A 24,724-nucleotide genomic window follows, 5' to 3' on the forward strand; every position below is an offset into this window, starting at 1 on the left:
AACGCCGCCCGTCACCTTACGGTTTCCTCAGCTTCATGCCCGTTCAAGGGCGCGGCCCGCCGCCGCCAGTTCTTCGGCCATCACCGCCTTCAGCCGGTCCGGGCCCAGAATGGTGGCGCGCTCGCCCCAGGTGAACAGGTGCCAGGCCAGTTCGCGCATCCCCGAGGCGCGGAATCGCACCACGACGGAGCCGTCGGCCTGATCCTCGATTGTCTGGGTCGGGTGCCAGCGCCAGCCGCGCGCCTCATCCGCGCCCTCGGGCGTGATGCGGACGGCGACCTCTTCGATCTCGTCCTGATAGATGCCGAAGGACTGGCTGGCGAAGGCGCCGAGGTCGAAGTCTTCGGGCGGGCGCGCCGTGCCTTCTCCCGCCTCGACCGCGCTCATCCGGTCCAGACGGAAGGTCTGGATGCGCCCGCTGTCGCGATCCGCCGCCACCAGATAGTTGGCCCGTCCGAACATCAGGCCGCACGGCGTCATGGTGCGGGTGCGCGCCTCGGCCCCCGGTCGGGCGTAGATGAAGTTCAGCGGCCGCTCGGCCAGCACGGCGCCGCGAATCTCGGCCAGCACCGTCTCGTCGGCGCTGGGGCGCGGCCCGGCCTGAACGGCGATGGTTTCGGCCCGGACCAGAGCCTCAAGATCCGGCGCCATGCGGTTCAGGGTGGTCGAGCGCATCGCCGCCTTCACCTTGCGCTCCAGGCTTTCCAGCGCCGCCGCCCGCGCCGATTCGCCCGCCGCGCGCAGGGCCGCCGCCGCCTTGGTCAGCTCCAGCATTTCGGTCGCCGTCGGCGCCTGTTCAAAGGCCGACAGACCGCCCCGGATGCGCCAGCGCTTGGTCGGCGGGTCCGACACCTCTTCGACCTGAGGGAACAACATCAGCACGGCGTCGCGCATCCGTTCGGCCGTGCGGCGCCCGACGTTCAGCTGGACCGCCATCTCGTTCAGCGTCAGTCCCTCGGCGCTGGCCGCCATGCCGCGCGCCAGATCGATGACCATGGCCGCCTTGTCGTGCCGCAAGATTTCTTCTCCACAGAGATACGTCCGAAACTGGCGTAATGCTGTCGCATATTCATCCTGTCAGCAAGAGGCGACGCCTTTCGCATCAGGAGTTTTCCCCATGGCCTTCGTCCGCACCTCCACCGTCCAGAAGCCCGCCAAGAAGGCCTTTGCAGAGCGCTATATGATCGTGCCATGCGAGACCGAGAGCGATCTGGCCGTCATCTGGGACCGTCAGGAGGAACAGGTGGTGGATGTCATCAGCGCCTCGGCCAGCCGCTACACCAGTGAAGACGCCCTGTGGGACGAGTTCCACACCCCGCCGTTCAACGCCCGTTCCGACTGGCGCGCGGCGGCGTAAAGGAAGGGGGAACCCCTTCTGGCGTATCTGCGTTGGCCCAGCGTGGCCGTTGGTCGCCACGCGCAGGGGAGCTGAAAACTCATGTCTTCATCCAACGCCGCCGCGCCTTCGCTGCAAGGCCTTGTCCATTCCGCGCTGCGCCGCTCATGGTGGCTGTTGCTGCTGCGCGGTATCGCCGCCGTCGCCTTCGGCGTGGTGACCTTCATCTGGCCGCAGATCAGCCTGCTGACGCTGATCATGGTCTATGGGATCTATGCCTTTGCGGACGGGGTTCTGGCGCTGGTCGCCGCCATCCGCGGCGGCGGCATGGTTCCGCGCTGGTGGCTGGCGCTGGCTGGGGTGGTCAGCATTCTGACCGCCATCGTCGTCTTCGCCTGGCCGGATCTGACCGCTCTGGTGCTGGTCTATATGATCGGCTTCTGGTCGATCCTGCGCGGCGCGCTGGAGATCATCGGCGCCATCCGCCTGCGTAATGAGATCGCCAATGAATGGAGCCTGGGCGCCGCCGGGGCCCTGTCGGTGATCTTCGGCCTGATCCTGGTCTTCATGCCGGGCGCCGGGGCCATCGGCCTGCTGTGGCTGATCGCGACCTGGGCCGTGCTGTTCGGCCTGCTGCTGATCTGGGTGGCTTTCCGCCTGAAGAAGCTGGTCGGCCGGTAAGCAATAGGCGTCGGCGAGGGCTTCGGCCCTCGCCGAACGGCCTTCACGCCTTAGTTTGAGGCGGCTTCGCGGGCCGCCACCCGCGCGCGGATTTCGCCGCGTATACGTTCCAGTTCCGCCGCCTCGATCAGGCGGCCGCGCAGGATGACGGCCTGAGCGCCCCGCGTGGCGCTGACGTCCGCCAGCGGATCGGCCTCAAGCACCAGCAGGTCCGCGGACTTACCCGCCGCTACGGCGCCGTAGTGCTGGCCCTGATTGAGGAAGCGCGGACCATCCACGACCGAACCCATCAGCGCCTCGCGCGGGGTCAGGCCCAGCTTCACATACAGCTCCAGCTCGTCGTGCAGCGAAAAGCCCGGATAGTTGAATGAGTTCAGGAAGCCCGCGTCCGTCCCGGTCAGAATGGTCACGCCGGCGTCGCGCAGCATGGGCAGGGTGCGCGCGGTGACGTCCTTGACGAAGTGACGGTCCGCGACCTGCTGCGGCGTGGACTGGGCGGCGCGCTGGATACGCCAGTCATAGGTCGCCCGGATGCCCGGTCCGATATAGGCCAGTTCCGGGTCGCTGGAATGGTCGTCCAGATCCAGATTGGCCAGGGTCGTCGAGCCATACAGGGTCGGCGACACCGCCGTGCCCAGTTCCTTCAGCCGCGCATAGACCCGCCGCGCCGTCTCGACGTCAAAGGTGTCAGCATAGCGCCGCATCGTCTCGGCATAGGTGTATTTTCCCGCCAGATAGTCGGCGGCGATGGCGGCTTCGTCGCGCGATCCGGCCTTCATGGCGTAGTCTAGATGCTCGATCGACGACAGGCCCGCCTCGGCGGCCTCCAGCACGGTGATGCTGGCCGGGATGTGGGCCGAGGTCTTCATGCCGCGCTTCTTCGCCTCGCGCACGGCGTAGAGGAAAAGCTCGGGCTTCAGCGTGTTGTCGGTGATCTTGACGAAGTCGACGCGCAGGGCCTGAAGCCGGTCCAGGGCGGCGTCGACATCCGCCTCGCTGCCGGTCTCGATCACGCCCTTCCAGACGGGTGCGATGCCCTCGATCTTGGGGCCGGAAGTGAAGATGCGCGGCGCATCAGCGGTGGGCGGCGCGTCGCGCCAGTCCAGCACCTGCTGCGCCAGATCGCCCGCCGCGTCGCGCACGGCCACGACGCCGTTGACGACGAACAGGGGCATCAGCTCGGCGTTCTCCTCGATCAGAGCCTCGCCGCCGCCGAAGTGGACGTGCATGTCCCACAGGCCCGGCATGACGTAGCGATCACCCACGTCCAGCGTCCGCGCGGCCTGATAGCGACCCGCCTCGCCTTCGGGCGCCACGGCCACGATGTCGCCGCCGCGCACGGCGATCAGTTGATCCCGCGTCGTCACGCCCTTTTCGACATCGACCACCGTGGCCGAGGTCAGCAGCAGATCCACCGGCTGAACCGGCGTTTCAGCAGCAGCCAGCGGCGCCAGGGCGCAGGCGGATAACAAGGCGGAGGCGGCGATCAGAAATGTGCGCATGAAACCGCTATAGGGCCTGCGACGTCATCGGCAAGCGGATCAGGGATATCGGCGTTTCATAGACGCTCTTCCATACCGCTAACGTCACGCGACATCAGACAGCCCACCGCCGATCCGCCCCGCCAGACACCAGCCGCCGATGGCGCGTGTTCTGATCCAGCTGTCTGGCGGCACGGTGATCCACAGGCCGGATCCGGCGTTCACCGTTTCACGCCGGACGCCGGATTCGCTGGCCATTTCGATCTCCAGCGGCGCGCCCATATAGGCGATCCACAGCTCCTCGGCCTCGGTCGCGCGCCAGTCGTGCGCGGCCTGCGGCGTCAGCAGGCGATAGACGCCGGTCGCCACGTCCGCAGCCTGCGTCGCGTCCATGCGTCGGCCCCAGACGCCCTCGGCCAAAGGCGCCAGCCCCAGGTTCTCGACGACTTCCTCGACCGTGAAATCCGCTTCGCCTTCCATGCCGCCGTCAGGAAACGGGTACGGTCAGCTGCGCCCGTCGCCGGGCCTGTTCCTGCGACGTGATCGAGCGCCAGCCGCCGTCCTCGAACACCACCTCCGCGCCGCCCATCCACGGCACGCGGCTGAGGGGACCACCCGTCACGCCCTGCCCCATGACGGAATAGACCGTATCCGGCTTGAGGGGCCTCGCCGCCGTCTGCGTGTCAAAGCCGCTCGGCGCCTGACCATAGACGACCTGACGCAGGCCGACGCAGTTGCCGCCGCGCGCCTCGATCGCCCAAACGACGGACCAGACGCCGGCGCCCGACTCATGGACCGTCAGACTGCGCAAACAGGCTTTTTCCGGTTTGGCGGGGTCCGAACCGAAACGGGCGACAGGCTGCTCAAGGCCGCCGCTGATCTGGATGCCGATCATAGCCGAACAGGCCGACAGCCCCGCCAGCGCCCCCACGGACACAGCCCACGCAACGCCGGTCTTCAGTCCGGGCTTCAGTCTCGGCAATACACGCATGATCGCTCCACGGCCCGACAGGGCGTCGCAGGCATTCTAGAGCGCCTTCACGATCCCTTCGACCATCTTCTTGGCGTCGGCGAACAGCATCATGGTGTTGTCGCGGAAGAACAGCTCGTTCTCGACCCCGGCGTAACCCGCCGCCATGCCCCGCTTGATGAACAGGACCGTGCCCGCCTTCTCAACGTCCAGCACCGGCATCCCATAGATGGGCGACTGGGGATCGGTCTTGGCCGCGGGATTGGTCACGTCGTTGGCGCCGATGACGAAGGCCACGTCGGCCGAGGCGAACTCGCTGTTGATGTCCTCCAGCTCGAACACCTCGTCGTAGGGGACATTGGCCTCGGCCAGCAGGACGTTCATATGCCCCGGCATCCGGCCCGCGACGGGGTGGATGGCGTATTTCACCTCGACGCCTTCTTCCTTCAGTTTGTCGGCCATTTCGCGCAGGGCATGCTGCGCCTGGGCCACCGCCATGCCGTAACCGGGCACGATGATGACCTTGGAGGCGTTCTTCATGATGAAGGCGGCGTCCTCGGCCGAGCCCTGTTTGACCGGCCGCGTCTCGACCGCCCCGCCGCCCGCCGCCGCGCCCGCCTCGGCGCCGAAACCGCCCAGGATGACGCTGATGAAGCTGCGGTTCATGCCCTTGCACATGATGTAGCTGAGGATCGCGCCCGATGACCCGACCAGGGCGCCGGTGATGATCAGGGCGATGTTCTCCAGCGTGAAGCCCAGCGCCGCCGCCGCCCAGCCGGAATAGGAGTTCAGCATGGACACCACCACCGGCATGTCCGCCCCGCCGATGGGGATGATCAGGGTCGCGCCCAGCACCAGACTGATGCCGAACACGGCCCAGAAGGCCCAGATCGCCGTCCCACCCGTGCCGATCAGAATGCCGATCAGCAGGACCAGCACCAGAGCCAGCACAATGTTGATCAGGTGCCGCGCGGGCAACAGGATCGGCGCCCCGCTCATCCGCCCGTCCAGCTTGGCGAAAGCGATGACCGAGCCGGTGAAGGTGATCGCCCCGATGGCCACGCCCAGCGACAGCTCGACGATGGACAGGGTCTTGATCCCGCCCGCCGCCGTCATGATGCCGAAAGCGTCGGGCGCATGGACCGCCCCCACCGCCACCAGACAGGCGGCCAGTCCAACGAGGGAGTGAAACGCCGCCACCAACTGCGGCATGGCCGTCATCGGCACGCGCTTGGCGATCAAGGCGCCTGCACCGCCGCCGACCACGACCCCGCCCGCGATCAGGGCCAGAGTCAGGGGATCCAGCGCGCCGCTGGTTCCCAGCGTCAGCAGGGTGACGCCGACGGCCAGCGCCATGCCGACCATGCCCAGTGTATTGCCCCGTCGGCTGGTCTCGGGGCTGGACAGCCCCCTGAGCGAGAGGATGAACAGAACCCCCGCCGCCAGATAGGCCAGCGCCGCGATCGATGCGTTCATCCCCTCCCCCTCATTCCATGTTCAGATCAGAAAACGTTGACGACGGCGGGCGCGTCGCCGTTGCTGCCGGCGGCCTTGGCCTCGCCGTTCTTGACCACGGCCACGCCGACCGGACCCTGACCGCCCGTCTTGGTCACGCGGCAGGTGCCGTTGTCGCCCGGCAGGCGTCCGGCCATCCGGCCCGAGCCGGTGTGGGTGATGCGGTTCATGTGGACGCCCTTGATGGTCACGGGCGCAAAGCGGCACTCCAGCGCCCACTCGGCGCCCTGCGGCGCGGCGACCGACCAGTGCAGGCCTTGATTGGGGTTCGTACCCACCTCGCGCGAGGACTGGGCCGAGGTGGCGCCCGCCACGACAGCGGCCGACAGGGTCAGGGCGGAAACCAAGGAAACTTTCATCACGCGATACTCTTGGGTGTTAACGTTTGATGGATTGGGTTCGCGACAGACGCCACAGCGCCGCCGCAATGAAAAGAGGGCCCAGCAAAATCATCGCCCAGTCGAAGACCGTCATCTCACGATCCTGAATGATGACCCGCGTCACAATGGCGGCGAAGACCAGCACGATGCCGCAGTCCTGAAACCGCAGACGCCCGATGGGGTCGCGAACGCGCACCCAGCTCCACACCCACAGGGCCACCCCCAGGACGGTCACGGCCCAGGACAGGTAGAAGGCCAACAGGATCGGCGACAGGATCACGAGGCCTTGGGCCTTTCCTTCTTGCGATACATGGCCAGCATCCGGCGTGTGACCATGAAGCCGCCGAAGATGTTGACGCTGGCCAGCGTCACGGCGGCCACGCCCGCGCCTTTGGCGATCCAGGCGTTCGGCCCGCCCGCCTGCGCGCTCATCGCCGCCGCAGCGATCAGGCCGCCGACGATGATGACGCTGGAAATGGCGTTGGTGACGGCCATCAGCGGCGTGTGCAGCGCCGGCGTCACGCTCCAGACGACATAATAGCCGACGAAGATCGACAGGACGAAGATCGCCAGACGAAAGACGGTAGGATCGACGTGTTCCATCAGCCTCTCATTCCTTCATGCACCACGGCGCCGCCGTGGGTGACGACGGCGGCCTTGAGGATTTCCTCGTCCAGATCGACCGACAGGGCGCCGTCCTTGATCATCAGCCCCAGGAAGGCGACCAGATTGCGTGCGTAAAGGGCGCTGGCGTCCGCCGCGATGCGGCCGGGCATACTGGTCCAGCCGACGATCTTCACCCCGTTGGCCGTGGTCACGACCTCGTTCGGCTTCGAGCCTTCGACATTGCCGCCCGCCTCGACCGCCAGATCAATGATGACCGAGCCGGGCTTCATCGAGGCGACATGCGCCGCCGTCACCAGCTTCGGCGCCGGGCGGCCGGGGATCAGGGCCGTGGTGATGACCACGTCCTGCTTGACGATGTGGGCAGCGGTCAGTTCGGCCTGTTTGGCCTGATACTCTGCCGACATGGCCTTGGCGTAGCCGCCCGCCGTTTCGGCGGCCTTGAACTCTTCATCCTCGACGGCGACGAATTTGGCGCCGAGGCTCTCGACCTGCTCCTTGGCGGCGGGGCGCACGTCGGTGGCCGTGACGACCGCGCCCAGACGCCGCGCCGTGGCGATGGCCTGCAGTCCCGCGACGCCCGCCCCCATGACGAAGGTCTTGGCCGCAGCCACCGTCCCGGCGGCTGTCATCATCATGGGAAAGCCCTTGCCGTAGGCATAGGCCGCCTCGATCACCGCCCGGTATCCGGCCAGATTGGCCTGTGACGACAGCACGTCCATCACCTGCGCCCGCGTGATGCGCGGCACGAACTCCATGGCGAAGGCGGTGGCGTTCGCGCCCCTCAACGCCTCGACCGTCGCCTTGTCGCGCCAGGCGTCCAGCAGGCCGACGACGACCGCGCCTGGCTTGAGCGCGCTGATTTCCGACGCCGTCGGGCCGCGCACCTTCAACAGGATGTCCGCCCCCGCCAGCGCCGCCGACAGATCGGGCTTCACCCCCGCCCCGGCCTCGGCGTAGTCGGCGTCAGGGACGGACGAGCCCAGGCCCGTTCCGGCCTCGACCGTCACCGTCGCGCCGAGCGCAATCAGCTTCTTCACCGTTTCAGGCGTTACAGCGCAGCGCGTTTCGCCTTCACGGCGTTCGCGGGTCACGGCGATGGCGACGGCCAAGCGAATCCCTCCCTCGTTGTCAGGGTCGGATCGACGTTAGGCTGAAGCTTGAACAGCCGTCAAAGCCGCGATGCGGTTTACCTGCCTTTTTTTCGCCACACCTGACATTCGCGCAAAGCAAAAGGCCCGCCGGACGCCGACGGGCCTTTGAACTTCAGATCCCAGGGGGATGTCTGTCGGCTCAGTGCGCCTTCTTGCTCTTCAGCATGAAGAAGCCCGCAACGCCCAGAACGGCGCCGCTGAGGAAGGCCGGGATGAAGCCGGCGCCCACGCCGAACCACACCGTCAGGAACAGGATCAACACCGCCATCGCCAGCGAGACCCATTTGGTCAGGCCCATGAACAGAGCCCAGGTCCAGGCCTGTTCCGAGATGTTCATCTCCCCGTGGACGTGGGGGGCGGTCGCTTCAGCGTACTGGTCGGCCATGGGGTCTTCCAAAAAAAGAGTCGAGATTTCGACGGCTCTTATAGCGAGGCCAGCGCTCCGCTCAAGTCCGTGGGGCCTAAACCGGCGCTAGTCGAGGCTTTCCAGCACCGCGCGGGCGAAGGCGGCGATGTCGAACGGCTTGCCCGCCGGGTCTTCGCCGCGCCGCACGATGACGATGTTGCGGCTGGGCGCGATCACCACATACTGCCCCCGGTTGCCGAAGGCGGCGAACGTATCCGCCGGCACCCCGTCCGAGCGGTTCATCAGCCAGAAGGTCGCCCCATAGCCGAACTCGCCCGTCGGCGGCTGCGGCCCGGTCGGCGCCGTGACGTAGTCGCGCCAGCCCTCCGGCAGGATGCGCTGCCCCTCCCACACCCCGTCCTGCAGATACAGCTGGCCGAAGCGCGCCAGATCGCGCGCCGTGGTCCAGACCTGGCTCGACAGGATATAGTTGCCGCGCCAGTCGGTCTCGGCCCAGGTGTGGGTCATGCCCAGCGTGTCGAACAGTTCAGCGGGCGGATGGGCCTCAAACGTCGACGTCGCCGCCATCGTCGCCAGCAGGGTGTCGTTATTGGCGTAGCGATAGACCGTCCCCACCGGCGCCAGCAGCGGCCAACCCGGCGCCTGCTCATCCACCGTCGTGCCGCCGAAATAGAGGTTGTCGGTGCGGTTGCCCGCCGTGTCGCTGGTCAGGCCCGACGACATCCGCATCAGGGCGTCGACGGTGATGGCCGCGCGCGGATCGCCGGGGCGGCTCCAGTTGGCGATGGCGGCAGGCGCCTTCACATCCAGTTCGCCGCGCTGGACCGCCGCGCCGATGACGGTTCCGGCCAGGCTCTTGGCCACCGACCATGTGCGCTGGGGCGTGTTCGGGCCGAAGTCAGGCGCATAGCGTTCCGCCACCCGCTTGCCGCCCTGCATCACCACGACGCCGGTGGTGTTGGTCCCTTCGCCGAAACCCTGATCGAAGGCGCGCGCGACGGCGGCCTCCAGCGCGCGGGCGTTCCCCTTGGGCCGCGCCGTCGGCATGTCGGGCGCCGAGGCCCGGCGCGCCAGCGGAGCCCGTTCAGGCGCACGGCCCGGGACATAGCCCATCGGCTCGATGACGCAGCCGCGTCCGTCGGTCCAGGTCGCGACGCGCGGCGAGGCGGCCTGATCCCAGGCGACCGTGACGGCGTTCCCGGCCATCTCGGCCTTCATGTCGCCGATCAGCGCCTGAAGCTCAGGATAGATGCCGACGAGTTCGTTCGCCTCGACGCTGGCGACCGCCCGCTCGGCGCCCGCCGCCCGCGCCGAATGGACGGCGCTGCACACCGTCAACGCCTTGTATCCCGCCGCCAGAGCGCGGTGGTTGGCCGAAGCCTCGGTCTGGGCGGAAACCGTCGTCGGCAGGGCGAGAACGGCGACGAGAACAAGAACACGGGACGCGATTTTCATGCGGCCACGCTTCAACGCCGCACGCGCCCCTGTCAACGTCCTTTCCCTTCTCCCCTTGTGGGAGAAGGCGGCGGCCCTCGGGCTTGACCCGGGGGCTGACGGATGAGGGGTGCTGGCGGCGCGGGTTGAAGTTCAGCCTCCACAGCCTGCATCCCTTTTCCATGCCGTCGCGCTCACCCCCTCATCCGAGCGCCTTCGGCGCCCACCTTCTCCCACAAGGGGAGAAGGAAAGGCTTTCCATTGCTGCGCGTCAGCGTCACCCTGCCTGCAAAGCTCAGGATAAAAGCCTGCCATGACCCACCCAAACAACGTTCCCACCGGCCGGGCCTCGCTGGAGAGCGCGCGCGGGCTTGCGGTTGTCCGCATCGGCATCGGTCTGTTGCAGGGGCTGTTCCTCTATCTGCTGTATCGCTCGGCGTCGGACAGTCAGGCTCTGGCCTGGCCTGCGACGCAGCCTTCGCTGTTCGCCGCCCTTGTGCTGGCCGCCGCCTTCGCGCCGGTGATGCTGCTGGCGGGCGTCGGCCGGATGGGCTGGAAGGCTCTGGCGCTGTGGGGCGCGGTCGCGGCGGCGGCTCTGGCCTTGATGGGCTGGCACGATGCGGCCCAGCAGGCGAGCGACTATTTCCGTCCGCCCTATCTGCGCTTCCCGGTCGTGGCCTTTGCGGCGGCGGCCCTGTTCATCGCCCATCACCTGATCGTTCCGGCGATCGAGGGGCGGCGCTGGATCGCCGATTACGACGACTATTTCGACACGGCGTGGAAGGCCGGAGTGCAACTGGTCCTGTCGCTGGGTTTCACCGGCGCCTTCTGGCTGCTGCTGTTTCTGGGCGCGGCCCTGTTCCGCGTCATCGGGCTCAGCTTCCTGTCTGACCTGATCGACGAGAAATGGTTCGCCATTCCCGTCACCAGCCTCGTCTTCGCCGTGGCGGTGCAGTTGACCGATGTGCGCGGCGCCCTGATCCGGGGCGTGCGGACGGTGGCGCTGATGCTGCTGTCGTGGCTGCTGCTGGTCATCACCGTGCTGGTGGCGGGTTTTCTGGCCGCCCTGCCCTTCACCGGGCTGGATGGATTGTGGAAGACGGGCAGCGCCACGGCTCTTGTTCTGTCGGCGGCCGCCGCCCTGATCGTCCTGATCAACACCGCCTATCAGGACGGGCGTGAAGACAATCTGCCGCCCGCCGCCCTGCGGATCGCGGCGCGGGTCGCCTCGGTGTTGCTGACCCCGTTGATGCTGATCGCGATCTGGGGCCTGAGCCTCCGTATCGGCCAGCACGGCCTGACGCCCGACCGCATCATCGCCTCGGCCTGCGCCCTTGTCGGCCTGCTTTATGCCGCAGGATACGGCTGGGCGGCGCTGTCGCCGCTGTGGCGTCGGACCGGCTGGATGAAGCCGCTGGAGCGGACCAATGTGCTGGCCGCCGTCCTGACGGTGCTGGTCATCCTGGCCCTGTTCAGCCCTCTGGCCGACCCCGCCCGCCTATCGGTCAACGACCAGACCGCCCGGCTGAAGCGCGGCGCCGTCAGCGCAGAACAGTTCGACTACGCCTTCCTGCGTTTCGGTTCGGGCAAGACAGGCCGAGCGGCTCTGGCCGATCTGGCTAAATCCTCCGACCCCGAAATCGCCAGCCGCGCCAAGGCGATCCAGGCCAAGACCTCGCGCTATGACATTGAGGACGCGAGCATTCCGCCGCGCGCGCCGGTCATCACGCCCTGGCCCGCGGACAGGCCCCTGCCCCCCGCCTTCCTGACCCCGGCGCCGTCCAACGATCCCCGGCACGCCTGCGCGGCCGACGACAGCTGCGTCGCCGTCCAACGCGATCTGAACGGCGACGGGCGCGCGGAAATCCTGCTGGCGACAGCCTACCGGATCACCCTGTTCGCACAGGATGCTGACGGCCGCTGGGCTCATCAGGGCGATTATCAGGTTCCGCACTGCCCCGGCCCCGGCGGCCGCGACCTGCGCGAAGCGCTGAAACATCCGGACCTGAAGACAGCGACCCCGGCCTGGCCTGATCTGGCCCTCGGCGCCGTAAACGGACGGTTCCAGCCCGAAACCGCCTGCCCAACACCTCCTTCTGTTAACCCCTGACTCAGGTCTCCGAAACCCGATCTTCATTCCCTGCCGTCTAGGGTTGTCTCGAAACGAGCCAGTCCCGCCTGAACGAAGGACGGCCGTCCGATGGTGATGTTGAAGGGTGTTTTTCATGGCCAAGACCGTTCTGGTCGTCGACGATGATCCGACACAGCGCCGCCTGCTGCAGGCGGTTCTGGAGCGTGAATCCTATGCAGTCGTCCACGCGGAATCAGGCGGCGAAGCCATCGACCGCCTGACCAAGGGGGGCGGCGCCGACGTGGTGCTGCTGGATCTGGTCATGCCGGGTCTGTCGGGGCTGGAGGCGCTGGCCGAACTGAGGACAGCGGGCGTGACCACGCCGGTCATCGTGCTGACAGCCAACGGCGGCATCGAAACGGTGGTCAAGGCCATGCAGGCCGGGGCGCAGGACTTCTTCGTCAAGCCGGTCGGCCCGGAACGCCTGCTTGTCGGGGTGCGCAACGCCCTGCAGATGACCCAGCTGACCGCCGAGATCGGCCGCCTGAAGAAGCGCGCGGCAGGCCGCACCTCCTTCGACGACATGGTCGGCGACAGCGCCCCCATGCGCATGGTCAAGGCGCTGGGCCAGCGCGCGGCCAAGTCCTCCATTCCCGTGCTGATCACCGGCGAAAGCGGCGTCGGCAAGGAAGTCATCGCCCGCGCCCTGCACGGCGCCTCGGACCGGGCGGGCAAGCCCTTCATCGCGGTGAACTGCGGCGCCCTGCCAGCCAATCTGGTCGAGTCGATTCTGTTCGGCCACGAGAAGGGCGCCTTCACCGGCGCCCACGAAAAACACGCGGGCAAGTTCGTCGAGGCGAACGGCGGCACCCTGTTCCTGGACGAGATCGGCGAGCTGCCGCTGGATATGCAGGTCAAGCTGCTGCGCGCCCTTCAGGAGGGCGAGGTCGATCCTGTCGGCGGCAAGCGCCCGGTCAAGGTCGACGTCCGCATCGTCTCGGCCACCAACCGCGACCCGGCCCAGCAGGTGAAGGAAGGCGCCTTCCGCGAAGATCTCTTCTATCGCCTGAACGTCTTCCCGATCGAGGCCCCGGCCCTGCGTGAACGGCGCGAGGACATCCCCGCCCTGGTCGACCACTTCATCGCCCGCTTCAACGTCGAGGAAGGCAAGCGCGTCACCGGCTGCTCGGCCGAAACCCTGGCCCTGCTGCAGGCCCACGACTGGCCCGGCAACGTCCGCCAGCTGGAGAACGCCGTCTATCGCGCGCTGGTTCTGGCCGATTCGCCGCTGCTTCAGCCGCACGACTTCCCGGCTATCTCGGGCGTCGCCGTGCCGCTGGACGCCGCATCAGAAGCGGCGCCTGCGCCCGACAGCCCTGTCGGCGAGGCTGCGGCCGCCTCGACCGACGAAGAGGGCCATCACGACAGCCCGATCCGCATCACCGACGACCGCGGCCACGTCCGCACTCTGGAGCAGATCGAGCGCGACCTGATCCAGCACGCGATCGAGGTCTACGCCGGCCATATGTCCGAGATCGCCCGCCGTCTGGGCATCGGCCGCTCCACCCTCTACCGCAAGGTCCGCGAACAGGGGCTGGAGGAGCAGGTCAAGGAGGCGGGCTGACTACGCGTTCGGGAGGCCATAACGGTTCGGCCCCCTGTCCCCGCCCAGCATCAACAGAACGGCCAGGCCCGACAGGCAGACAACATAGAGCCCGTTATGGGCGAACAGGATGAAAAAGAGGTTCATCGACGGCGCCCCCTGTTCTGACTGCATCACCAAGGCAAGCGCGCGTGGAAACAGTCCTACGCCCGTCGCTAGAAAAGCAACTGTCGGCAGCCCCCACCACCCCGCCAGACCCGCATCATGAAGCCTCCGCGTCACGGCTGCTGCGAGCAGCACCACCGCCAGGCCCACAGCAATCCCGATCGCGATGAAAAAGCGGTCCAGCTTCGGCATGGCGATCGCATCTGCATCGTACAGTTGTACGGAGTAATAGCCGGGGCTGCTGCTTTCTGCGACCTGACCGGGATAGGCCATCGCATAGGCCGTCGCCTCGGCGAAAACTCCTGCCGCCATCGGGATGATCGCCGCCTCAAGGCCGATGACAGTCAGCCCCATGATCACCAGGGCGTAGGGCCAGAAACGGCGCCGTCGATCCCGACCGCGAAAGTCGGTCAGACGCCTGAAGCCATCAACTATCGCCGACATGACGCCCCTATCGCCGTTTCAAAAACCGGTTGCAGAGTTCAGTTAGGCAAACGAACCGTTCAAAATGAAAGCCACCCTCGTGTTCACACGTACCGCTACGCTCGCCCTGACGTCCCTCATCATCCTGACTGCCGCCTGCTCGAACGAGAGCGCCCCGGCCGCGAACGCGGGCGCCGCTGCGACAGTCAGGACCGATATTCCCGCGCAATGCGTCGACCATCCCCTGATGCCCGCCATGCCGACGGCGCCGGTGATCGCGGGGCGCTCTCTTACAGAGGTCGAATGCGAGGCCTTCACCGTCACCATGATCTATGGCGAGGCGGGCGCCAGCGCCAAGGTCATACTGGTCGATTCCAAAGCGCCCGCGCCCAAGGACGCCGGTCCTCTGACCGACATTCTGGTCGGCGCCCAGCAGACCGCCTTCAACAGCGTGGTCGCCTCCATGGGCATGATGCAGGGCGTGCGGCAGATGGCGATTGAAACGCCCGGCGCCGTCGCCCGTCTGGGCGGCGAGGATTATCTGAGCGTGGTGATGGACGGCCCGACCGGCGAACCCGTCGTCATCGGTGTCGAGCCCAAGGACGCCGACAGCGGCGTCGGCCCGCTGATGAGCGTGCTGAAAGGCCGCTACGCCCTGACCATATTGATCGAACAGGAAGGCGTATCGGGCGCCGCAGCCGCCCTCAGCACGCACCAGCCCTATCTGGCCGCCATGAACCTGAAGGCCCTGCCTTAAGCCAAGGCCCGTCCCTGAAGCGCTGAAGGCGGCGGCCTCTGTCGCCGCCCTCGGCTCCTCAGTTCCTCAGCTCCGGCTGACGGTCAGGCTATAGCCGCCTTCCGATCCTCGACGCGCCGTGGCGCGCGGCTGATAGGGGGTGATGATATAGGTCGTGTCCCGCACCGCCTTCAGTTCGGCTGTTTCTCCGTCGACCTCGCCCCGGAACACAGCCGCGCCGCTCTGATCGGCCGCATCGCTGATGTTGAAATACAGGTTGGCGTTCGACGGCTTGAAGACGACCTTCAGCGTCTGTCCCGTCGCCACAGGCACGGCGTAGACCGGCGCCCCATAACCCTTGACCATACCCGCCTTCGACACCGACCCGACCCGGTCAAAGGTCAGCACCTCGAGCGTCGCGCCATCTTCTCGAACAAAGGCGCGCACCGCCGTTTCGTCGACGGGCGGCAAGGGCCGATCAGCGCCCGGCGCCTCACTGACCGCCTGCGACGCCGCTGCCGGGCCGCCGCTGAGATCCAGCGTCGCTTCCGACGCAGCCTGCGGCGCCGCGCCCGGTCCCTCCCCGCAGGCGGCCAGCACCAGGCTCAGACCCAACAGGGCGACGGGAGCTAAGCGTGTCATCAGTCTTCTCTTTCAGGCAGATAGGTATCTGCGGGCTGAACGCTCGGCCAAGCCAAGCCGTTGCGGCTAATCTTCCGCCTCGCCGTCCGGCGCCTTTGCCGGTCGCCGTGCGAATCGACGCGGCTCGCCCTTGGCCTTGGCGGCGATCTCTTTCAGCTTACGGCCCTGCATGGCCGAGAGGGCCTGGCCCGGCGCGCCCTTTTCCGGGTCCGCGAAGGCGCGGCCATGTTCGCGAATCCTCTCGCCGACCGAATCGAGGAACTCCCCCTCCCAGTCGGACAGGGAAACGCCTCCTTTTTCCGCCGTGCGGCGGGCGCGTTTCAGGGCGTTGAGCGCAGACCGCTTCGCCGCTTCCCGCTGTTGATCCCAAGGGCTCAACAGCTTGGTTTTAAGGGCGCTACCGTCCTTCGGACTGCTTGAGCGCGAGAAGCCGCTGGAGCGAAGCTTGCTCGCGTCGCCGCCCTTCAGGCTGCTGGAGCGTGAAGGGCGGTCGCCAGGGGGCTTGAAGGGCGTGCGCTTCAGGCCCGCCTCCCTCAGATCTCGCCGAGGGCCGACAGGTAGAGGTCCAGAATCGCTTCTTCTTCCTGACGCTTGGCCTTGTCCTGCTTGCGCAGGCGCAGAACCTTGCGCAGCACCTTGACGTCATAGCCTTCGCCCTTGGCCTCGGCGAAGACCTCCTTCATGTCGACCATGACGGCCTGCTTGTCCTCTTCGAGGCGCTCCAGGCGCTCGATGATGGAGCGAAGACGACCCTGCGCCGTGGCGGTCAGGACGTCGGGGCTGGCGTCGAAGGAAGCGTCGTCCATGACTGAACTCCAGAACTCAAATCAGGCTGCGCCCTCAAACAGACCCAAGGGCCGTCAGGGCAGGAAAGAACCACGCCCTCAAACAGGCCAACGGCCGTTAGGGCAAGAAAGAAACCGCCCTCAAGCAGGCCGAAGGCCGTTAGGGCGACTAACAAAGAATCACTAGTCAGGCGCGCGCCTGCACTCAACGCCGGACGCGAAAAAGCCGCGGACAAAGCCCGCGGCCCTGTGGATAGTCATCCCATCCACCGACGTTCGGCGCGCGCCTTACCCGTTGATCAGGCAGAGGCGCGCCGGTCGCGCGTAATCAGCCTTGCTTGGCTTTGAAGCGCGGGTCCGTCTTGTTGATGACGTACAGGACGCCCTTGCGACGAACGATCTTGCAGTCGCGGTGGCGACCCTTCAGCGATTTCAGCGAGCTACGGACCTTCATGGTCGGACGTCCCGGATTTGGAGGCCCGTGAGGGCGGGTAAAACAAAAGAGCCGCGGGCGAACCTGCGGCGGAGGCGGTCGTATAGAGAGGCCACGGCCTTTCGTCAACATTCCGCCCGGGAAATCCGCTGCCAGAAAATCCGCTGGAGGCCTGACCTCCGAGTTGAACGGAGGCTCTCCGGACATGCACGTCCGACGCGTCACCCCTCCGCCATCAGGCCACGCTCAGGGAACGGCGTCATTTAGACAAGCGCGGCCGTATCGTCCAATCAAAAAAGGTTAAGCCCGACTTCATCCTTTTTACGGAAACTTCAACGACCTTCGCGCGCTTGTGAATGGTCGTGGAATTTTGGGGCGTTAGCCTGTGTCTATGCGTATTGCCTATCGCCTTCTGTTGCTGGGTTCGGTCGCCGCCTGCACCCCCATGGTGCCTACGCCGCAGCATCCGCAACCTGCGCCGCCGCCCGTGGTCCAGCCCGCTCCCCCGACGCCGGTCCCCGCGCCGCCGCCCGCACAGCCGGATCTCAGCGACGCCTATGACCACGCCAGCTTCGACGCCTGGAAACAGAGCTTCCTGGAACGTCACGGCGGCGCCCGCAAATGGGACTACGCCCGCGAACTGGAAGGCGTGACGCCGAATCCCAGCGTCATCCGTCTGGACCGCAACCAACCCGAATTCTCGCGCCCCGCCGGGGTCTACATCCAGAACGCCACCACCCCGGCGCGAATCGCCATGGCCCGCCAGCGCGTCGACCGCGTGCCGTGGGACGTGACCCAGAAATACGGCGTGCCGACCGAGATCCTGCTGGGCGTCTGGGCGCAGGAAAGCGCCTTCGGCCAGGTTCAGGGCGACTTCGACGTCATCCGCTCGCTGGCGACGCTGGCCTATGACGGCCGCCGCCGCGACTGGGCCGAGGAACAGCTGAAGCATGCCCTCGACATCGTCGTAATGGGCAAGCGCGACCGCGCAGGCCTGAAGGGCAGTTGGGCCGGAGCCATGGGCCAGACCCAGTTCATGCCCGACAACTATCTGCGTCTGGGCGTCGACCAGAACGGCGACGGCAAGGTCGACATCTGGAGCTCGGACGCCGACGCCCTGGCCTCGGCGGCGAATCTGCTGGCTCAGGCGGGCTGGAAGCGCGGACAGGGCTGGGCCTATGAAGTCACCCTGCCCTCCAACTTCGACTACAGCCAGGCAGAGGGACCGAAACACCCCTGGTCCTACTGGGCCGCGCGCGGCGTGCGCCTTGCCGACGGCTCGGCTCCCAACAGCGCCGAGGCCGCCGAGGACGCGGCCATTCTCCTGCCGCAGGGCGCCAGGGGCCCGGCCTTCCTGGCCCTGCCCAACCACTACGTCATCCGCCGCTACAACAACTCGGTCAGCTATGCGCTGGCCATCGGCCTGATCGCCGACGGGGTGGCGGGCAAGCCCGCGCTGAAGGCCGCCTGGCCCAACGACGGCCCCCTGACGCGGGATCAGCGCGTCGGCGCCCAGCAGGCCCTGACCCGCATGGGCTTCGACACCCAGGGCGTCGACGGCGTCATCGGCACAAACACCCGCAACGCCCTGCGCCGCTGGCAACAGGCCAACGGGCGGACCGCAGACGGCTATCTGACGGACGTGCTGGCGGATGAGCTGATCAGGCGAGCGCGCTGAACCTCGCTCACCACCATCAGGCCGCCAAACAAGATCGAGACTTATACTCGTCTTAAGCTCGCGCGGCCCGGCTGGCGTCGACGCCAAGCGCCGTCACGGCGGCGGCGGCGATGTGTTCGGCGTTCAGGCCTGCCTGGGCGTACATGGCCTCGGGCTTGTCCTGATCCTGGAAGATGTCGGGCAGGTGCAGGGTGCGGATCTTGAGGCCGTTATCCAGCGCGCCCTTCTCGGCCAGCAGTTGCAGCACGAAGGCGCCGAAGCCGCCCATGGCGCCCTCTTCCACCGTGACCAGGCATTCATGCTCGCGCGCCAGGCGCAGGATCATGTCAGCGTCCAGCGGCTTGGCGAAGCGGGCGTCGGCGACGGTGGCCGAGACGCCGCGCGCGGCCAGCAGATCGGCGGCTTTCAGCGTTTCCTGCAGGCGGGTGCCGAGCGACAGAATGGCGACGGACGTGCCTTCGCGGACGATGCGGCCCTTGCCGATCTCCAGCGGGGCGGCCAGTTCAGGGATCTCGACGCCCACGCCGTCGCCGCGCGGATAGCGGAAGGCGCTGGGGCGGTCGTCGATGGCCAGGGAGGTCGAGATCATGGCGGCCAGCTCCGCCTCGTCGGCGGCGGCCATCAGCACCATGCCGGGCAGAGCCCCCATGAAGCCGATATCGAAGCTGCCCGCATGGGTGGCGCCGTCGGCGCCGACGAGCCCTGCGCGGTCCATGGCGAAGCGCACCGGCAGGGACTGGATGGCCACGTCGTGGACGACCTGGTCATAGCCGCGCTGGAGGAAGGTCGAATAGATGGCGCAGACCGGCCTCATCCCGTCCGCGGCCAGACCGGCGGCGAAGGTGACGGCGTGCTGCTCGGCGATGCCGACGTCAAAGGTGCGCTCAGGGAAGGCCTGACCGAACAGGTCCAGCCCCGTTCCGGTCGGCATGGCGGCGGTGATGGCCACGATGCTGGGGTCGGTCTGCGCATGCTTGATCAGCTCTGTGCCGAAGACCTTGGTGTAGCTGGGGGCGTTGGAGACCGACTTGGCCTGCTTGCCCGAGACCACGTCGAACTTGACCACGCCGTGATACTTGTCGGCGCTGTTCTCAGCGGGGGCGTAGCCCTTGCCCTTCTGCGTCACGACGTGGACCAGCACCGGGCGGTCGGTGATGGCGGCGGCGTTCTTCAGGATGGGGACCAGGTTCTCCATGTCGTGACCGTCGACCGGCCCGATGTAGTAGAAGCCCAGCTCCTCGAAGAAGGTGCCGCCGACGATCATGCCGCGAGCATATTCCTCGGCCTTGCGCGCCGCGTCGCGGAAGGGGCGCGGCATGTGATCGACGAACTTCTTCCCGACCTTGCGGATGTTCTGATAGGCGCCGCCCGAGACCTGTTTGGCCAGATAGGCGCTCATGCCGCCGACGGGCGGGGCGATCGACATGTCGTTGTCGTTCAGCACCACCATCAGCTGGCCGTTGGTGGCCTCGGCGGCGTTGTTCATCGCCTCATAGGCCATGCCGGCCGACATGGAGCCGTCGCCGATGACGGCCACAACGCGGTTGTTCCCGCCCTTGGCGTCGCGCGCGGCGGCGAAGCCCAGCGCCGCCGAGATGGAGGTCGCGGCGTGGGCGGCGCCGAAGGGATCGTATTCGCTCTCGGACCGCTTGGTGAAGCCCGACAGGCCGCCGCCCTGACGCAGGGTGCGCATCCGGTCGCGCCGCCCGGTCAGGATCTTGTGCGGATAGCACTGGTGGCCGACGTCCCAGATCAGAATGTCCTGCGGCGTCTCAAAGACATGGTGGAGGGCGACCGTCAGCTCGACCACGCCCAGACCGGCGCCCAGGTGGCCGCCGGTCACGGACACGGCGTCGATGGTCTCGGCCCGCACCTCGTCCGCCAGCTGTTTCAGCTGGGGAATGTCGAAGCCCCGCGTGTCGGCGGGAAACTTGACGGTGTCGAGCAGCGGGGTGTTGGGCATGGGGATCGGGGGCCTTCAGACGACGGAGCGTCAAACAGTAACCCGCTGGAGGCGGGCGCGTTTCCTATCAGGACCGGCGTTTAAGCACAAAGTCCACGCTGGCCTTGAGGATTTCGGCCTCATGACCGAACAGGTCAAGGTGCGAGCGGGCCTGATCGGCCAGATGCGCGACCCTCTGTCGCGCCGCATCGACGCCCAACAGGGTGACGAAGTTCGTCTTGCCCAGCGCCGCGTCCTTGCCGCCCGCCGCCTTGCCCATCTCTTCGGCCGAACCTTCCGCATCCAGAACATCGTCCACGATCTGATAGGCCAGGCCGATGTCGTGGGCGAAGCTGGTCAGGGCGTGCCAGGCGGCCTCATTGGCGTCAGCGACGATCAGCGGGATCTCGAAGGCGTAGGCGAACAGGGCGCCGGTCTTCAGCCGCTGCATCCGGGCCACTCCGCCCAGATCGTCACGCACCCCCATCAGGTCGATCATCTGGCCGCCCGCCATGCCGCGCGCGCCAGAAGCAAAGGACAGACGCCGCGCCAGTTCGCAGCGCACGGCCGCGTCATCGTGGGTGTCTTCATCCAGAATGATGTCGAAGGCCGCCGTCTGAAGGGCGTCGCCCGCCAGAATGGCCGTCGCCTCGTCATAGGCGATGTGCAGGGTCGGACGGCCGCGTCGCACGTCATCGTCGTCCATCGCCGGCAGATCGTCATGCACCAGCGAATAGGCATGCACGCATTCCAGCGCACAGGCGGCGCGCAGGACGGCGCGGTCGTCCGCCTCCAGCATCCGACCCGCCTCGATGGCGAAGAAGGGGCGCAGGCGCTTGCCCGGCCCCAGGGCGGCGTAGCGCATGGCCTCGGTCAGGCGGACCTCCGGCCCTTCGGCGCGCGGCAGAAGCTCGTCGAGCGCGACCGTGACCACATCGGCGACTTCGGACACCCGGTCGATGACGGCCTGTTCGGGCGAATTGGCGGCCAGAACGGTCAAAACAGTCTCCCGCCCAGCGGCAGGTCGCGGTCGACGCCGACCAGCACGACATGGCCGTCGCCGTCCGGGAAACCCAGCGTCAGCACCTCGGACATCACCGGGCCGATCTGGCGCGGCGGGAAGTTGACGACGGCGGCGACCTTGCGGCCGTTCAGGTCGTCCAGCGTGTAGTGGTGTGTAATCTGGGCCGAGGATTTCTTGACGCCGATGACGTCGCCGAAGTCGATGGTCAGCTTATAGGCGGGCTTGCGCGCCTCGGGGAAAGGCTCGGCCTTGATGATCTGACCGACGCGCACGTCGACCTTCATGAAGTCATCGAAACCGATCTGCGGGGCGATGGCGTTTGCGTCCGACATCAGCCGAACTCCGCCGGTTCTGCACCCTTGGCCTGACCGTCCGCGCCGACGACGATCTTCTCGACCCGCAGCTGGGCGGCCTTCAGCCGCGCCTCGCAATGCGCCTTGAGCCGCGCGCCTTCTTCATAAAGGGCGATGGATTCCTCAAGCGGCGCCTGACCCGATTCCAGACGGGAGACGATGCCTTCAAGGCGCGACAGGGCCTCCTCGAAGCTGAGGTCGGCGGGCACGGCGGGGGAAGCTGATGCGTCGGTCATGATGCGGGCAACCTAGAGAGGCGACGACGCCGCATCAACGGCGAAAGCCGTCACAGATCGTCACCCTGTCCCTGCGTGCCGAAAGCGACGCGTCAGCGCTTCACGAAACGGCGCTGGGACCAGTATTTGAAGCCCTGATTATGGGCCAGACGCCAGCCATGCGCCTTCAGACGCTGGCCGACCATGTGGTTGAAATATCCGTGCGCCAGCACCAGCACGTCATGGCCTTCAGAGGCGCGGGCGATCAGTACGCGCGCGGCCTGATCGGCGCGGACCTCGGCCTCGGCGCGGGTCTCCTGTCCCTCGTGGTGGTTGAAGGCGTGCCACCAGATGCGCGCGATCACGCCCCAGTAACGCGGCGACAGCTTGATCCACGACGGGAAATGCGGCGGCGGCAGCGGCGCTTCGATGAACAGGGCGTCGACCAGCACGTCACGGTCCGGCGCCACGGCGCGGGCGGTTTCCTGGGCGCGCGGGCGAGTCGAGGCGTAGATGGCTCCGGCGCCCTCGGCCGCCGTCAGCAGGGCCTGCGGCGGCGTCTGACCGGCGCGCAGGCCGCCGACCTCATACCGACCCCACCAGTCGCGATACTGGTCCGAGGTGATCATGCATTTGCGCGACAGCGCCGGTTCGCCGTGGCGGGCCAGCGTGATGGCCCCATAAACGGTCTCAACCTCGGCGGAGCGGGCGGCGGCGACCGGCGTCTGAACTGGGGATTCGGAATGTGTCATGAGTGCAGGAGAAGTCATAGCATGGGGATGGGCCTGTGAAACCAAGGCCTTGGCGTCCCGTAACCTCCCCGATCCCAGCATTGGCGTGCATCGCCGACGACGCACCTTGGACAAAGGTGGTAGCTCTCGCCGCGCGCCCCTGCAACCACGCAAAGCTGACGATCCTGCGATGATCGGCCTGCATCGCGCCTTCACCGGTTCGTCGGGCGGCGCTATGCGTTCAAGGATGAACCCTGCCGTGATCCGCCCCGCCCGTCCCGAAGACGCCGCCGCACTGGCCGTTCTGGGGCGCCAGACCTTTATCGACACCTTTGTCACGGGGTTCGGCATCCCCTATCCGGCGGGCGACCTGACCGCCTTCCTGGACGCCGGCTTCAACGCCGAAGCGATCGGCAGGAAGCTGGATGAGCCGGGCGCCGCATGGTGGGTGGCCGAACGGGACGGCGACCTGCTGGCCTTCGCCAACACCGGGCCGAACACCCTGCCCCACCCCGACGGCCGCGCCAGCCACGCCGAGCTGCGCCGCCTCTATGTCGGCAAGCAGGCGCAGGGACTGGGCCTTGGCACGCAGCTGCTGAAAATCTCGCTGGACTGGATGCAGGCCAACACCGACGGCCCCCTTTGGATCGGCGTCTGGAGCGGCAATCTGAAGGCCCAGAAGCTGTACGCCGCCTACGGCTTCGAAAAGGCGGGCGAGTATCAATATCCGGTCGGCGCCTGGATGGATGACGAGTTCATCTTGCGGCGCGGCTAAGGCGGGGCCAGTCTAGCCCCATGCTGCTGCCCTTCTTCACCGCCCTGCGCGAGGCCAAGGTGCCTGTGTCGCTCAAGGAATGGCTCCATCTGATGGAGGCCATGGACAAGGATGTGGCCGGACGCGACGTCGAGGCCTTCTACCACCTGTCACGCGCCGTTCTGGTCAAGGACGAGAAGCATTACGACCGTTTCGATCAGGTCTTCGGCAAGGTGTTCAAGGGGCTGGAGGGCGTCGGCCCCGGCGAAGAGATCACCGCCGACATCCCCGAGGACTGGCTGCGTCTGCTGACCGAAAAATACCTGACCGACGAGGAAAAGGCACAGATCGAGGCGCTCGGCGGGTTCGAGCAACTGATGGAGACGCTTAAACAGCGCCTCGAGGAACAAAAGGAACGCCATCAGGGCGGCAACCGCTGGATCGGCACGGGCGGAACCAGCCCCTTCGGCCACGGCGGCTACAACCCCGAGGGCGTGCGCATCGGCGGCCCCGGCCGTCACGGACGCGCGGTCAAGGTCTGGGAAAAGCGCGAATACAGGAACCTCGACGACACGGTCGAACTGGGCACGCGCAACATCAAGGTCGCCTTACGCCGCCTGCGTCGCTTCGCCCGTGAAGGCGCCGCCGAGGAACTGGACATCGACGGCACCATCGACGGCACAGCGCGCCAGGGCTGGCTGGACATCCAGATGCGGCCCGAGCGGCGCAATACGATCAAGGTGCTGCTGTTCCTCGATGTCGGCGGCTCGATGGACGGCCATATCCAGTTGTGTGAAGAACTGTTCTCGGCCGCGCGGACCGAGTTCAAGAACCTGGAGTTCTTCTACTTCCACAACTGCCTCTACGAAGGGGTGTGGAAGGACAACCGGCGCCGCCACAGCGAACGCATCCCGACCTGGGATCTGATCCACAAATACCCCGGCGACTGGCGCGCCATCTTCGTCGGCGACGCGACCATGTCGCCCTATGAAGTGACCATGCCCGGCGGTTCGGTCGAACACTGGAACGAAGAGGCAGGCGCCGTCTGGCTGAAACGCGCCCGCGAACAGTGGGACAAGTCGGTCTGGCTGAACCCCGTGCCCGAACGCCACTGGAGCTACACCCCCTCGGTCAGCCTGATCGGCGAGGTGATGGAGCACCGCATGTTCCCCCTGACGCTGGAGGGACTGGAACGGGCGATGCGGACGCTGGCGCGATAAAAAAACC

At 67.0% G+C, this 24,724-nt stretch carries 29 protein-coding genes; 8 read left to right on the top strand and 21 right to left on the bottom strand.

Annotation, left to right across the window (positions count from 1 at the left end; genetic code table 11):
* Positions 1–33: 33 nt before the first annotated feature.
* The gene (locus ACORJG_RS09680; RefSeq protein ID WP_427788832.1) at positions 34–1,017 is read right to left on the bottom strand and encodes a helix-turn-helix transcriptional regulator; all 984 of its coding nucleotides are present in this window, start codon (positions 1,015–1,017) and stop codon (positions 34–36) included.
* A gap of 100 nt (positions 1,018–1,117) precedes the next feature.
* Here ACORJG_RS09680 and ACORJG_RS09685 point away from each other — a divergent pair, with 100 nt between their 5' ends.
* Together ACORJG_RS09685 and ACORJG_RS09690 are read left to right on the top strand one after the other, a co-directional pair.
* Positions 1,118–1,357, top strand: coding sequence for a hypothetical protein (locus ACORJG_RS09685; protein ID WP_427788833.1), 240 nt, complete (start codon positions 1,118–1,120; stop codon positions 1,355–1,357).
* Positions 1,358–1,438: 81 nt separating this feature from the next.
* Positions 1,439–2,017, top strand: a complete 579-nt coding sequence (locus ACORJG_RS09690; protein ID WP_427788834.1) for an HdeD family acid-resistance protein — start codon at positions 1,439–1,441, stop codon at positions 2,015–2,017.
* A gap of 50 nt (positions 2,018–2,067) precedes the next feature.
* Here the strand turns inward: ACORJG_RS09690 and ACORJG_RS09695 are convergent, their stop codons facing one another.
* From ACORJG_RS09695 to ACORJG_RS09740, 10 genes are all read right to left on the bottom strand, one after another.
* The gene (locus ACORJG_RS09695; protein WP_427788835.1) at positions 2,068–3,519 is read right to left on the bottom strand and encodes an amidohydrolase family protein; all 1,452 of its coding nucleotides are present in this window, start codon (positions 3,517–3,519) and stop codon (positions 2,068–2,070) included.
* Between the two features lie 84 nt (positions 3,520–3,603).
* Positions 3,604–3,978, bottom strand: a complete 375-nt coding sequence (locus ACORJG_RS09700) for a cupin domain-containing protein (RefSeq protein ID WP_427788836.1) — start codon at positions 3,976–3,978, stop codon at positions 3,604–3,606.
* 7 nt (positions 3,979–3,985) lie between these two features.
* Positions 3,986–4,489, bottom strand: a complete 504-nt coding sequence (locus ACORJG_RS09705) for a hypothetical protein (RefSeq protein WP_427788837.1) — start codon at positions 4,487–4,489, stop codon at positions 3,986–3,988.
* Positions 4,490–4,525: 36 nt separating this feature from the next.
* The gene (locus tag ACORJG_RS09710; RefSeq protein WP_427788838.1) at positions 4,526–5,944 is read right to left on the bottom strand and encodes an NAD(P)(+) transhydrogenase (Re/Si-specific) subunit beta; all 1,419 of its coding nucleotides are present in this window, start codon (positions 5,942–5,944) and stop codon (positions 4,526–4,528) included.
* A gap of 26 nt (positions 5,945–5,970) precedes the next feature.
* Positions 5,971–6,342: a hypothetical protein gene (locus ACORJG_RS09715; protein ID WP_427793008.1), complete on the bottom strand. Its 372-nt coding sequence runs from the start codon at positions 6,340–6,342 to the stop codon at positions 5,971–5,973.
* A 19-nt stretch (positions 6,343–6,361) separates the two neighbouring features.
* Positions 6,362–6,643, bottom strand: coding sequence for a hypothetical protein (locus ACORJG_RS09720; protein ID WP_427788839.1), 282 nt, complete (start codon positions 6,641–6,643; stop codon positions 6,362–6,364).
* Positions 6,640–6,966: an NAD(P) transhydrogenase subunit alpha gene (locus ACORJG_RS09725; RefSeq protein ID WP_121482436.1), complete on the bottom strand. Its 327-nt coding sequence runs from the start codon at positions 6,964–6,966 to the stop codon at positions 6,640–6,642. Before ACORJG_RS09725 ends, ACORJG_RS09720 begins: the two co-directional genes overlap by 4 nt.
* Positions 6,966–8,099: a Re/Si-specific NAD(P)(+) transhydrogenase subunit alpha gene (locus ACORJG_RS09730; protein ID WP_427788840.1), complete on the bottom strand. Its 1,134-nt coding sequence runs from the start codon at positions 8,097–8,099 to the stop codon at positions 6,966–6,968. The genes ACORJG_RS09725 and ACORJG_RS09730 overlap by 1 nt, the downstream gene beginning before the upstream one ends.
* Positions 8,100–8,280: 181 nt before the next feature.
* Positions 8,281–8,526: an aa3-type cytochrome c oxidase subunit IV gene (locus tag ACORJG_RS09735; RefSeq protein WP_427788841.1), complete on the bottom strand. Its 246-nt coding sequence runs from the start codon at positions 8,524–8,526 to the stop codon at positions 8,281–8,283.
* An 87-nt stretch (positions 8,527–8,613) separates the two neighbouring features.
* The gene (locus tag ACORJG_RS09740; RefSeq protein WP_427788842.1) at positions 8,614–9,963 is read right to left on the bottom strand and encodes a serine hydrolase domain-containing protein; all 1,350 of its coding nucleotides are present in this window, start codon (positions 9,961–9,963) and stop codon (positions 8,614–8,616) included.
* Positions 9,964–10,255: 292 nt separating this feature from the next.
* On the opposite strand from ACORJG_RS09740, the gene ACORJG_RS09745 reads away from it, so the two are divergent.
* Both ACORJG_RS09745 and ACORJG_RS09750 read left to right on the top strand, forming a co-directional pair.
* Entirely contained in the window at positions 10,256–12,052 is a 1,797-nt protein-coding gene (locus ACORJG_RS09745; protein ID WP_427788843.1) for a DUF4153 domain-containing protein, read from the top strand.
* Positions 12,053–12,167: 115 nt separating this feature from the next.
* Positions 12,168–13,637: a sigma-54-dependent transcriptional regulator gene (locus ACORJG_RS09750; protein ID WP_427788844.1), complete on the top strand. Its 1,470-nt coding sequence runs from the start codon at positions 12,168–12,170 to the stop codon at positions 13,635–13,637.
* On the opposite strand, the gene ACORJG_RS09755 is transcribed toward ACORJG_RS09750, so the two are convergent.
* Entirely contained in the window at positions 13,638–14,225 is a 588-nt protein-coding gene (locus ACORJG_RS09755; RefSeq protein WP_427788845.1) for a DUF805 domain-containing protein, read from the bottom strand.
* Positions 14,226–14,289: 64 nt separating this feature from the next.
* Between ACORJG_RS09755 and ACORJG_RS09760 the strand changes: the two genes are divergently transcribed.
* Complete coding sequence (locus ACORJG_RS09760; RefSeq protein ID WP_427788846.1) at positions 14,290–14,961, top strand: hypothetical protein; 672 nt, start codon at positions 14,290–14,292, stop codon at positions 14,959–14,961.
* A 66-nt stretch (positions 14,962–15,027) separates the two neighbouring features.
* Here the strand turns inward: ACORJG_RS09760 and ACORJG_RS09765 are convergent, their stop codons facing one another.
* The 4 genes from ACORJG_RS09765 to ykgO form a co-directional block, all read right to left on the bottom strand.
* A complete protein-coding gene (locus tag ACORJG_RS09765; protein ID WP_427788847.1) occupies positions 15,028–15,582 on the bottom strand; it encodes a hypothetical protein in 555 nt (184 codons plus the stop codon).
* A gap of 66 nt (positions 15,583–15,648) precedes the next feature.
* Positions 15,649–15,960 (bottom strand): hypothetical protein, encoded by a 312-nt coding sequence (locus tag ACORJG_RS09770; RefSeq protein ID WP_427788848.1) that lies wholly within the window; start codon positions 15,958–15,960, stop codon positions 15,649–15,651.
* 155 nt (positions 15,961–16,115) lie between these two features.
* On the bottom strand, positions 16,116–16,388 hold the full coding sequence (locus ACORJG_RS09775) for a DUF2312 domain-containing protein (RefSeq protein ID WP_003165749.1): 273 nt from the start codon (positions 16,386–16,388) through the stop codon (positions 16,116–16,118).
* A 307-nt stretch (positions 16,389–16,695) separates the two neighbouring features.
* A complete protein-coding gene (gene ykgO, locus ACORJG_RS09780) occupies positions 16,696–16,821 on the bottom strand; it encodes a type B 50S ribosomal protein L36 (protein WP_003165750.1) in 126 nt (41 codons plus the stop codon).
* Positions 16,822–17,191: 370 nt separating this feature from the next.
* Here ykgO and ACORJG_RS09785 point away from each other — a divergent pair, with 370 nt between their 5' ends.
* Positions 17,192–18,478, top strand: coding sequence for a lytic murein transglycosylase (locus ACORJG_RS09785; RefSeq protein WP_427793009.1), 1,287 nt, complete (start codon positions 17,192–17,194; stop codon positions 18,476–18,478).
* A gap of 52 nt (positions 18,479–18,530) precedes the next feature.
* On the opposite strand, the gene dxs is transcribed toward ACORJG_RS09785, so the two are convergent.
* The 5 genes from dxs to ACORJG_RS09810 all read right to left on the bottom strand — a co-directional run bounded on the left by dxs (position 18,531) and on the right by ACORJG_RS09810 (position 22,764).
* On the bottom strand, positions 18,531–20,441 hold the full coding sequence (gene dxs / locus ACORJG_RS09790) for a 1-deoxy-D-xylulose-5-phosphate synthase (RefSeq protein WP_427788849.1): 1,911 nt from the start codon (positions 20,439–20,441) through the stop codon (positions 18,531–18,533).
* A gap of 67 nt (positions 20,442–20,508) precedes the next feature.
* Positions 20,509–21,381: a polyprenyl synthetase family protein gene (locus ACORJG_RS09795; RefSeq protein WP_427793010.1), complete on the bottom strand. Its 873-nt coding sequence runs from the start codon at positions 21,379–21,381 to the stop codon at positions 20,509–20,511.
* Between the two features lie 35 nt (positions 21,382–21,416).
* Positions 21,417–21,776 (bottom strand): tRNA-binding protein, encoded by a 360-nt coding sequence (locus ACORJG_RS09800; RefSeq protein WP_427788850.1) that lies wholly within the window; start codon positions 21,774–21,776, stop codon positions 21,417–21,419.
* On the bottom strand, positions 21,776–22,033 hold the full coding sequence (locus tag ACORJG_RS09805) for an exodeoxyribonuclease VII small subunit (RefSeq protein ID WP_427788851.1): 258 nt from the start codon (positions 22,031–22,033) through the stop codon (positions 21,776–21,778). The genes ACORJG_RS09800 and ACORJG_RS09805 overlap by 1 nt, the downstream gene beginning before the upstream one ends.
* A gap of 92 nt (positions 22,034–22,125) precedes the next feature.
* Positions 22,126–22,764: a histidine phosphatase family protein gene (locus ACORJG_RS09810; protein WP_427788852.1), complete on the bottom strand. Its 639-nt coding sequence runs from the start codon at positions 22,762–22,764 to the stop codon at positions 22,126–22,128.
* Between the two features lie 169 nt (positions 22,765–22,933).
* Here ACORJG_RS09810 and ACORJG_RS09815 point away from each other — a divergent pair, with 169 nt between their 5' ends.
* A complete protein-coding gene (locus ACORJG_RS09815) occupies positions 22,934–23,518 on the top strand; it encodes an N-acetyltransferase family protein (protein WP_427788853.1) in 585 nt (194 codons plus the stop codon).
* A 20-nt stretch (positions 23,519–23,538) separates the two neighbouring features.
* The gene (locus tag ACORJG_RS09820) at positions 23,539–24,717 is read left to right on the top strand and encodes a vWA domain-containing protein (protein WP_427788854.1); all 1,179 of its coding nucleotides are present in this window, start codon (positions 23,539–23,541) and stop codon (positions 24,715–24,717) included.
* Positions 24,718–24,724 lie beyond the last annotated feature (7 nt).

It is taken from the genome of Brevundimonas diminuta (assembly GCF_050310045.1).
In the GTDB taxonomy this organism is placed as follows: Bacteria; Pseudomonadota; Alphaproteobacteria; order Caulobacterales; family Caulobacteraceae; genus Brevundimonas; species Brevundimonas diminuta_F.